Here is a 10,579-nt window from a genome sequence, read left to right on the forward strand (position 1 = left end):
CACCCTACGGGAAACTCCGAAGAGCGACCGCTGTCTTGGTCGATTGGATATGGCGCAGGTTTCGGAGCCATCCCACCCTACGGGAAGCTGCGCTTTTCGCGCCAGCGTTGCAAAGCAAACGACCGCTGTCTTGGTCGATTGGATATGGCGAGGGGACCTCGCCATCCCTCGACCGCTTTTTATCCCCTTAAAAGGGGAGGCGCATACCCACGATTTTTCGGTAAGCGCTGGTTTGGTCTAGATTACTTTTATATTCATAAGCCTAGTAATCTCAACTTTGCTTCTCTTAAAGAACTGAGAATATTACCAAGAAATAGATGCTTTACCCAAGAATTTATCTATGAAAAGGAAGTAGTAGTTAAACCTCAATTAAATCAAGACAATGTATTAGGAATAGACCATGGTTTAAATAATTGGTTGACTTGTGTATCTAATGTGGGTACTAGCGCGGGTTGTGGATGGTAAACATCTCAAATCAATGAATCGTTGGTACAACAAACAGGTATTAACTATCAAAGAAAATCAACCTCAAGGATTTTGGTCAAATAGGCTAGCTTCTATTACTGAAAAACGTAACCGCCAAATTCGATTTGGGTATAAATAAAGCAGCCAGAATAGTAATTAATCATTGCTTAAAAAATTCTATTGGTACAATTGTTTTTGGTTAGAATAAAGGTCAGAAAAATCAAATAGAATTAGGAAAGAAAAATAATTCAGAATTTGTACCAATTCCCACTGCTAGACTGAAAGAAAGAATAGCTCAGTTGTGTGAAGAATATGGAATAATATTTATAGAAACAGAAGAAAGTTATACAAGTATTGCTTCATTTTTAGATGGTGACGATCTGCCTATTTATGGTGAGAAACTCGGTGCTGGTGCTCGGAGTCAGGTTCCGAGCAAGGAAGCACTGACCCTACGGGCCAATGATTGGAAACCGTCAGGAAAAAGAATAAAGCGATGCAGCGCCACCAAAGGGGGTTTCCCCCATGAGCGACTGCATCAAGACAGCGTGGTTTGTATAGGAGTGGTAATAATTGTTTTGTGAATGCAGACTGTAATGGGGCTGCAAATATCATCACAAAAGTAAGCAGAAAGCTAGGTTTAGACTTAAGCCGACTGTGTAGGGACACTTTGACTTGTCCCCAGAGAGTGTATTTCAGCTAAGAATAGACGGAGCAACACGGATTTACCCTGTTGCGTAGTATCTACTTAGAATCCTCTCTGCAGAGAGTCCAGGGGAGTAATCAAATAACTGATTTAGGAATAAAGTAACAAGCAATGTAAAATACTATTTTGGATAAATACAAAGATAAATCTGCTTTGAATTACAGTCCTTTTTTCAGGAAATGGGCATAAGTACATGAGTTTAAACACCTATCAATGCTAACAGAGTATGGAAAATTTACTCTGACAAAAGCCACTTTAGAAGGTGAAGTACAACCATGATTCTATTGCCCTAACTTCCTTCCGGTAAAATCAAAAATCAAAAATTGGATTATTTATGCTGCGTAAATACAAAACGCAGTACCAATGTTAATTGTTGAATATTGAATCTTGAGGTTAACAATGAGGTATCGCACTTTAATTGCAGCACTATTAGCTGTGTGTTTGAGTTTTTTGACCGCTTGCTCAGAAGGTCCAGATAAAAATCAAACACTTACTTACGAAGATATTGTCAATACTGGCTTGGCTAACAACTGTCCTGAGTTACCAGGCACAGCTCGTGGTTCCATTGCCCTTGACCCCGATAACTCTTATATTTTGACAGACTTGTGCATACAGCCAACTGAATATTTTGTCAAGGAAGAACCTACTAACAAACGCCAGAAAGCAGAATTTGTAGAAGGAAGAAAATTGACACGATATACTTCCACCTTAGACCAAGTAACAGGGGATCTGATCTTCGATGAAGATAATGCATTGACATTTAAAGAACAGTATGGTATTGATTTTCAACCTATAACTGTTCTCTTACCAGGTGGTGAGGAAGTACCTTTTCTATTTACCGTCAAAGGACTTGTCGCTAAAAGTCAGCCTGGTGTTTCTGCTATCAATACCTCTATTGATTTTGAGGGTATATATAATGTTCCTTCCTATCGAGGTTCTAGCTTCCTAGATCCAAAAGGTCGTGGTGTTACTTCAGGATATGATAATGCAGTAGCTTTACCAAATCGTGCAGATGATACAGAGTTTAGTAAAGCTAATATCAAGTTTGCAGATACCAGTCTCAAAGCTGGTGAAATTTCCCTAAAAATTTCTAAAGTAGACAGTGAAACTGGTGAAGTTGCTGGTATCTTTGAAGCAATTCAGCCTTCTGATACAGATTTGGGCGCAAAAGAGGCTGTAGAAGTTAAGATTGGTGGTACTTTTTACGGTAGGGTAGATATAGCTTCTTAAGCTAGATATTGGGTCTGAAATTAAATTGCTTGTGCAACTTATTTGATTAAAGACCCTACCCAATAAAAATCGAAGGTTTCTGTAGATAAGCGATCGTTTCCTTTAACCTAAAAAATGCCTTTTTCTGAAATTAAGGTAGTAGATTTAAGTAATAAGTTGTAGGTTTTATCTAATTGGAAATTAAGCCACAACATACTGATTTTTAACCTTGATGATGGTGAAGTTTTCCACATTTATTTGCTCTGCAATAGTGCAGTTAAAAAATCTACTTCCTCAAACTTAAAAATAAACGCGCAACAGAAGCGTAAAGACAATAAATAAAGAGTATGTATAGAGGGGCTAAACACTCCTCTATTATGATTATATTTAGATGCTATTAGAAAAATTATTTAAACAATTACTAAATATTACTAGTTAGAGAGTGTTTATCAAATTAAATATTAGACCGCGTAGGCAGAGAAGCATGTTACTAAATAGGGTTTGCTTGTGGAAGTAAAAGTCTTATGGGTAAGGTGTAGGAGTCAAGAGTCAGAATTCAGAAGGAATAAGAAATTGCAGAGAATATAATCAGAAAAATTGTTCTGAGATTTTTCTACCCTATATCTCTTCAAAATCCTGACATTTTCTGCTTTTGGGAGCAAAAACCTTGCACTTTTTGAGAATCAAAAACCCTGTAAGCCTGAGCTGGCATTGATTACAATTTTATTCAGCAAGCCCTAAATATTATTCATGACTTATGCGAAAGACAGAGTTATAGGCTATTGCATAGTTATAGCGTTTCCCAAAGTTGTGAGGTACAGTTATCTTTTTGTCTTTTTATTCCCAGATCCGGTGTTCCCTCAAACCTAAAAATTTTGTACCTCATAAGTGTGGGAACTGCTATAAAAGCAATGTAGGGTTAAACAGTCGTTAACTATAAGTTGTAGTTATGCGTAAGTCTTAATTATAATTATTATTAAACATATTTATACTTAATCAAGCTAATCAAGTAACTACCTAATAAACAGAGAATAGATAAAACAATCAATTGCAATACTGTAGAAAAAAAGGCCGAGCTCATAACTCAAACTCTCATGAATAAACTGTGTCTAATATCACACTCCAAGATTTCAATAGTCACGGCAATTATTGTGTATATCCATGACTATTAAGTATTATGATGTGTAAAAATAGTGCGTATGTGATTTACCATCAGTAGGTTTCCATCAAAATCATAATATACCTATGTCTACCACCATCACTCAAGAACTAAAAAGTGAAAACCTGGAACTGCTGCGTCAATATCAGCAGTCCCCTTCTCATCATCTCCGCAACCAATTAGTTAAACTTAATGTTGGACTTGTAAGAAAGGAAGTTTACCATTGGTTGAATAAGTGTACCGAAACATATGATGATTTACTCCAAGTAGGTTGTATTGGATTAATTAGAGCAATTGAGAGATTTGATATATCGAAAGGACGAGCCTTTAGTTCTTTTGCTACTCCTTATATCCGGGGTGAAATTCAGCATTATCTAAGAGATAAAAGTCCTTCTGTACGCATTCCTAGAAATTGGCTAGCTATGGATCGGCAGGCCACAAAAGTTATCCAAGACCTCCGAGTGAAGTTAAAACGGAAACCTACAGATATAGAGGTGGCCTCTGCATTGGATATTTCTTTGGAACAGTGGCAGGAAATTCAATTAGCTTGTCGTAACCGCGCTCCTCTAAGTTTAGATGCTCCAGTTCAAGATGAAATAAATGGAACCACTTGTTTAGGAGAATTAGTTCCAGATAGTCAGTATCGTAGTTTTCAGTTAGCTCAAGAAGACCAAATTCGTTTACAGCAAGCGCTGGCCAAACTAGAAGAAGGTACTCGTAAGGTTTTGGAGTTTGTTTTTCTCTGTGACTTGACTCAGAAGGAAACCGCCGAGCGGATGGGTATCAGTGCTGTTACTGTTTCTCGAAGAATGAAAAAAGGATTAAAGTCTTTGCAAAAGATTATGCAATAGCAATTATTAATATCTGGAAGAACTAAGAAGGAAGATATAGTCATTTTAGTTTAGGTTGAGACGATAATTTCTTGCTGTGAAACGGTTTCAGCTAAAAAAGTGTCTCATTCTTATTTAAAACAACTATAGAAGAAGTTTTTAGTTATCTAGAAGAACAGGTTAATTATTAGACATATCTACATATTAAATATTCCTATTCGAGTAACTCTTTTAGAAAGGTTATATAAAGTCCATTGAATTAATATTAAAACAAACTCTGCTGTAGATCTAGAGCGTTTTCCTATTGTCTTTGCTCCCTATCCCCTGTTCCCCTCACAAGAGTAAGTTTTTTGCTTTCCGGTTGTTACTAGACTGGTAAGACAAGGAAGATAAGGAGAGAAAAAACATAGATATTATGAGTTTGAATGTTCCTTGTTTCTGCCTCCTCATATATTTGATTAGAGTTATTTAGGGCTTGCTGAATAAAATTTTAATCAATACCAATTAAGGCTTCCAGGATTAAATATTGCTGAAAAAGTGCAAAGTTTTTGACTATTTTAGTCTCAAAATACTAATACTTTTCCCCTGACAATGCCGAAAATTTGGCCGTAGCAGATAGTCTAAACTATTCCCTGTTCCCTATCATCACCATCAGACTTTTTCAGCAAACCCTATTTAAATATTGGTTTTGATAGTCGCTTTCTCCACGTCGGGAGTGTCAGTATTAAAATTTTGGGCACTCCTGTCAGCGTCATGGTATTGATTAACTGGGGAAAAATTACCTAATGATGTCAGAGTTAATTACCTCAGCTCTAAATTATAAAGAAAGAGGATGTATTTAGGTTTTTTCCTACCCACAATTTTGTCCACTCCCTCTATCATTATGTAGGGTTTGCTGATTAAATATCAAAGTCTTTACTGATATTGGTTTTAGCCTTTTTAGAACGTGAAAAAGTACTTGATTTTCGCCTTATAAGGCTCAAAAAGTGAGTATTTTGGCGTATAGTGGGGCAGAGTTGGCAAAGGATAATTTTTCTGAGTACCTCCTCTACAACTCCCCCCAACTCTTGAGTTTTAGCTACTCCCTACTCCCTACTCCCTACTCCCTGCCTTAGCAAAAAGACTTCCATAAGCAAACCCTATGTAAGCATTCCTACCAGATTTTGTCAGTCTTAAAAAGTATAAACCCCGCCCAGATCTACAAGATGGGTGGGGTTAGTTATTAATTACCGATATATTCTTGTTTTTAATGAGAAACATCGGTTACATTTTGCCTTTCATCCAGTTTTTAAACAAATTCTCCTTCACCATAGTCTGTCGCAACACTTCAACTAAATATTCTTGAGCTTCTTCCCGACTTAAGCCTTTTACTTGCTCCCGTAGAACTTGTAATTTGAACTGTTGCTCCATAGTTAAGCTATTAGACATTTCCATAGTTTACTCCTTACTTATCTAGATATATAGATATTGGCCAATATACTAAGGCCATAGTTAAGTTGACGTATTTACTACTATGTAAATTATCGTAACATTTACTTGACAGACTGTCCATGATGTACATTTTCAAGCTAATTTATTTATTCGACAAAAGTTAACATTATTTTCAGATAAGACCCCGCTCTTAAAAACTTATGCTTAACCCACATTTGTTGAATTCAAGTGCAGTATAGGGGTTCTGAGGGAGAGGAGAGGGAAAGGTAGGCAATTTGCGCCATTTGATTTCTAGCAGGGTTGCTACTATAAACATCTCCCCACATTTCCCTCCTAGGAGCTAGGGGAGGGCCCCACTCTGTAATACTTTTAAAAGTTATGGGTAAGTAATAAATCCTTAAGAACAGAGTTTAAATAAAAGCTAGAAGTATTATGATGATTAGGCTAGAATTAATATCCAAAAAATTCTAAAGATGGAGAAGGGTAAATGGATGCAATGGAATTTTTTCAAAAGAGTGCTGGTAAGTGGCGATCGCAACGAACAACCCATCACCTAGCCTTCAGACAAGCAGAAATAGGCAACTCAGATATTCAAGTAATCAGCTTGGGTGCTGAAGATCCGAAAGTAGTAGAAATCTGTAACATGCACAAAATTGACCCAAGTTTGGCTGCAGGAGGGGCTTTTGTTACTTGGGATGGCTCTATGGCCTGGGATAAAGATGATGAAAATCATAAAGGGTCAACCGTATTTGCGATTGTTCCAGATCCAGAAGATCCCAGAAAAGGCAGAATGTTGCGAGAACGAGGTTATGCAGAAATTGTGCCAGTTGTGGGACGCTTTGAGATGGATGATGAAGATGGATTAAATCTCATTACAGAATATGAAACTATGAGTTCTATTGAAAGATTCTGGTTTGCTAACCCTAATATCAGAATGCGGACTAGCGCAGTGAAGAGGTTTGGAGGATTTAATACTTCTACTTTTTGCACAGAAATTCGAGTAGAAGAAAGCAACTCAGATTCAGAAGCAGAAACCTCACAGAATACTACACAGTTTTATTCTGCTTTTGGCTGGTAGACAGATAAAATTATCAAACAGGATAGGGTCGCGCCACCTAGCCTTGATTGGCGATCGGGTTTTTGGAGCGAAGCTCAAATCCCCTACTTCCCCTCCTGGGAGGGGTTAGGGGCATGGCTAATTAATTGTCGTAGCGAGAATATTTACAACCCTATATTTTTGGTTAACTAATTTTAGTTAAGATTTAGGAAATTTCAAAATTTCAAAGGATACAATTTTTCTCTCTTGACGATGAATTGACTTTACTCCCCACTCCCCTACTCCCCACTCCCCCACTCCCCTACTAATGAATTAGCCCTGGGGGTTAGGGGTGGATTAACTTCTAACTTCTGACTTCTAAACTCTGACTTCTGACTTCGTTAAGCCCAAAATCAGTAAATAGCTATCAAAATGTTACAGATTGTTGCGTAAGTTAATAAAAATGAGACTTGGATTGCCTCAATCCCTTAATCTAAAAATTGGCTATCAAAAATGGAGCGAGGGGACTCTCGGTATAATCTCCGATTTACCTGGAGATGAATCGCGACCAAACAAACAGTAAGCACTCCATCATCGAAGTGTCACTGCGGCCTTTGCAGATCGTAGAAAAAAGTGACTGTGTAGGCGTACTGTCAGGGGCTGGCAACAGTCTAGATAAGTGCCATTCAAGCAGTAAACCTAAATCGTGAGGTTTGGGAATCTCCCGTTATAATCTTTAGATTTAACGAGAGATTATGTCAATCATGCAATTTTTTGAATCGCAGCAAGGTTTAGTGTGCTATGGCCACACTTGATAAATCAAATTTAATAATTTAAGGAGATTCTCACATGGCGATTCCATTATTAGAATATAAACCTATTAGTCAAAACTCACGAGTTGCGGGTTATGAAATCCCTGGTGATGACCAACCAATGATTTATTCAGCCGAATCTTTACCTTCTGGGTCAGGGTGGGATGAGTTAATTTGGGCAGCTTATCGCCAAATTTATAGCGAACATCAGATTTTGAAGAGAGATCGCCAAATCTTCCTAGAATCTCAACTCAAAAATGGTCAAATTACAGTTCGAGATTTCATTCGTGGTTTGGTAGTTTCCGATCCATTCCGTCGTAACAACTACGAGACAAATAGCAATTATCGCTTTGTTGAGTTATGTGTTCAACGTGTTTTAGGTCGTGATGTTTACAGCGAAAGGGAAAAGATTGCTTGGTCTATTGTTATAGCGAACAAAGGTATCGAAGGTTTCATTGATGAGTTGCTTAATAGCGAAGAATACTTAGACAACTTTGGCTTTGATACTGTACCTTACCAGCGTCGTCGGGTTATACCCCAACGTGACGGAGGAGAAACTCCTTTCAACCTAAAGACACCTCGTTATGGTTTCTACTACCGGACTATTCTTGGTTTCCCTCAAGTAATTTATCAAAATCAATTACGTCGTTTTACTCCCCAAGAAAAGAAAGCCCAAGCAGGCGATCCTTCTCTATATTTAGATTTAGCACGGGGTCTTAATGCTCAAGGTGTAGCAACACGAGTTAATCTAGGTAGTATCAATCTTAGTATGGTACCTTATCGCAAGGTATAACTTAAGATTATTACTTGAATACCTCTGTTGAGTAGGATTAAGTATTGTAGGGATGGAATATTTTGTGGAGAGTCTTTGGTTAATGCCAAAACTAGGAACATGAGTATTCTATCCCTACAAACTCTTATATAAGAAAAATTAAATATTTTGTTCTTCTGCCCATTGCTTCAACTCTTCTAAACAAGAAAGTGTTGTTTTTATTAATTTAGAAGCGAGATAAAGATAGTGACACAACAACCAGATATTCATCTTTATACAGCCTCCACCATGAACGGATGGAAGCCAGTAATTTTTCTTGAAGAAGCTGAAGTTGAGTATGAAATGACCTATATTGACTTTTCCAAAAAAGAACAAAAGTCAGATTGGTACATGAAACTCAACCCAAACGGACGTATTCCAACGATCGTAGACCGGGGTAATGACAATTTTGCTGTTTTTGAATCAGGTGCAATTCTCTGGTATTTGGCGGAAAAATATCAAAAGTTTCTCCCGCAAAATGAAAAAGCTCGCTCTCAAACACTTCAATGGTTAATGTTTCAAATGGGTGGTATCGGACCAATGATGGGACAGGCGATGTACTTTCAAAGGATTGCTGAACCCCAGGGACATAGAGATGAGTTTGCTATCGAGCGATATGTAAAAGAGTCACGTAGGTTACTGGAAGTATTGGATAAACAGCTTGAAGGTAAAATCTTCTTGGTGGGAGATGAATTTACGATCGCAGATATCGCTACTTATCCTTGGGCAAGATCCTACTATTGGGCAAAGGTTTCTGTAGAAGGGCTGAACAATCTTCAAGCTTGGTTTGACCGTATTGACGAACGACCTGCGACCCAAAGAGCTTTAGAAAAACCCAAACCCGTACCTGCATTTTTTGGCCGAGGTGATGTTGACACTGCCCAAGCTGCCAATGCAGCCAGATTTAAGGATAACTGATACATCAACTTCAATGATAGTGGACAATAGAAAATTATAGACAAAAGGTAAAGATCGTGAGCAAAAAACTATACACTGTTGCTGTATTAAAGGCTCAAAAGGGAAAGGTGGACGAGCTAGTTGCGGTTCTAGAAGAGCTAGCAAGAGAGACTCGTCAGGAACCAGGAGCTTTGCAATATGGGTTTTATCATGACCAAAAAGACCCTAACACCATACTATCTTTTGAAGAATGGCAAGATACGGATGTTGAATCTGCACATTGGGAAACACCCCATCTTGCTTCAGCAGTTGAAAAATTCAAGGATATTTTGGATGGCGAACCGATCGTCTATAAAGGCTATCAAATCATCTAAGTTTGTTTCATAAATCAAAGTATTTTTTCTAAGAAAGGAGATTTCTTATGAGTAAAACAATTTTAATGACGGGTGCAGGTTCGGGATTTGGTAAAGGTACAGTGCTGGGGTTAGCAAAAAAAGGTCATAAGGTAATTAGTACCTGTGAAAGCTGGCCCCAAGTTACTGAACTCAAAGCAGCAGCAAAACAAGAAGGTGTGGAAGTTGAAGTCGTTAAGCTGGATCTGCTGAATAAAGAAGAACGCGAATTTGTGTTTGAGAAATATGCCGACGGGCTCGACATTTTAGTTGCCAACGCAGCTACTGGCGAAACGGGTCCTATCGCTGAAATTCAGGTCGATCGAGTACGTCGTGTATTTGAGGTGAATGTCTTCTGCACGCTAGAATTTATCCAGCCCTTTGCCCGTGATTTTGTTAAAAAAGGCAAGGGAAAGATTATCTTTACTTCTTCAATTGCAGGATTTTCCACCTTCCCGTTTCTCGCACCATATTGTGCCTCCAAACACGCCCTTGAAGCCATTGTGCAGTTGATGCGTGAGGAAATGGAAGGTACTGGAGTACAGATTGCAACTATTAACCCCGGCCCATTCCGTACAGGTTTTAACGATCGTATGTACGACACCCTCGACCAGTGGTACGACCCCGACCGAAACTTCACCCCAGAGAAGCCAATTCGCGATGCACAGCAACTATTTGCAGGGGACGATTTGCAACTCGACCCTCAAGGAATGATTGACTTTATGATCGAGACTATTCCTCAAGACCATCATAAATTTCGCAATGTTTATCCTCAGCGTTTTATTGAGGATGTGAAGAAGTATCAGGAAAACTTGTGGGATATTGAGGTTTAAT

Annotated in this window: 10 protein-coding genes and 1 pseudogene; 10 read left to right on the top strand and 1 reads right to left on the bottom strand. The window is 38.3% G+C overall.

Annotated features, from left to right (window positions below; all coding sequences use genetic code 11):
- From AC3DU7_RS14315 to AC3DU7_RS14335, 5 genes and pseudogenes are all read left to right on the top strand, one after another.
- A pseudogene (locus AC3DU7_RS14315) lies at positions 1–465 on the top strand (hypothetical protein); the annotation flags it as partial.
- The gene (locus tag AC3DU7_RS14320; RefSeq protein WP_488040006.1) at positions 434–604 is read left to right on the top strand and encodes a hypothetical protein; all 171 of its coding nucleotides are present in this window, start codon (positions 434–436) and stop codon (positions 602–604) included. The pseudogene AC3DU7_RS14315 and the gene AC3DU7_RS14320, both read left to right, overlap by 32 nt.
- Positions 605–764: 160 nt before the next feature.
- On the top strand, positions 765–1,046 hold the full coding sequence (locus AC3DU7_RS14325; RefSeq protein WP_488040007.1) for a hypothetical protein: 282 nt from the start codon (positions 765–767) through the stop codon (positions 1,044–1,046).
- Between the two features lie 521 nt (positions 1,047–1,567).
- Positions 1,568–2,398, top strand: coding sequence for a photosystem II manganese-stabilizing polypeptide (gene psbO / locus AC3DU7_RS14330; protein ID WP_488040008.1), 831 nt, complete (start codon positions 1,568–1,570; stop codon positions 2,396–2,398).
- Positions 2,399–3,622: 1,224 nt separating this feature from the next.
- Positions 3,623–4,387 carry an RNA polymerase sigma factor SigF gene (locus AC3DU7_RS14335; protein WP_488040009.1) on the top strand — a complete coding sequence of 255 codons (765 nt, stop codon included), beginning with the start codon at positions 3,623–3,625 and terminating at the stop codon, positions 4,385–4,387.
- Positions 4,388–5,629: 1,242 nt separating this feature from the next.
- On the opposite strand, the gene AC3DU7_RS14340 is transcribed toward AC3DU7_RS14335, so the two are convergent.
- Entirely contained in the window at positions 5,630–5,800 is a 171-nt protein-coding gene (locus AC3DU7_RS14340; RefSeq protein WP_488040010.1) for an NblA/ycf18 family protein, read from the bottom strand.
- 484 nt (positions 5,801–6,284) lie between these two features.
- Here AC3DU7_RS14340 and AC3DU7_RS14345 point away from each other — a divergent pair, with 484 nt between their 5' ends.
- The 5 genes from AC3DU7_RS14345 to AC3DU7_RS14365 all read left to right on the top strand — a co-directional run bounded on the left by AC3DU7_RS14345 (position 6,285) and on the right by AC3DU7_RS14365 (position 10,578).
- On the top strand, positions 6,285–6,875 hold the full coding sequence (locus tag AC3DU7_RS14345) for a phycobiliprotein lyase (protein ID WP_488040011.1): 591 nt from the start codon (positions 6,285–6,287) through the stop codon (positions 6,873–6,875).
- Between the two features lie 807 nt (positions 6,876–7,682).
- Positions 7,683–8,438, top strand: coding sequence for a phycobilisome rod-core linker polypeptide (locus AC3DU7_RS14350; protein ID WP_488040012.1), 756 nt, complete (start codon positions 7,683–7,685; stop codon positions 8,436–8,438).
- Between the two features lie 225 nt (positions 8,439–8,663).
- Positions 8,664–9,374: a glutathione S-transferase family protein gene (locus tag AC3DU7_RS14355; RefSeq protein WP_488040013.1), complete on the top strand. Its 711-nt coding sequence runs from the start codon at positions 8,664–8,666 to the stop codon at positions 9,372–9,374.
- A gap of 56 nt (positions 9,375–9,430) precedes the next feature.
- The gene (locus AC3DU7_RS14360; RefSeq protein WP_488040014.1) at positions 9,431–9,727 is read left to right on the top strand and encodes a putative quinol monooxygenase; all 297 of its coding nucleotides are present in this window, start codon (positions 9,431–9,433) and stop codon (positions 9,725–9,727) included.
- 47 nt (positions 9,728–9,774) lie between these two features.
- On the top strand, positions 9,775–10,578 hold the full coding sequence (locus tag AC3DU7_RS14365; protein ID WP_488040015.1) for an SDR family oxidoreductase: 804 nt from the start codon (positions 9,775–9,777) through the stop codon (positions 10,576–10,578).
- The last annotated feature ends 1 nt before the right edge of the window (position 10,579 follow it).

The organism is Okeania sp. (assembly GCF_983059655.1).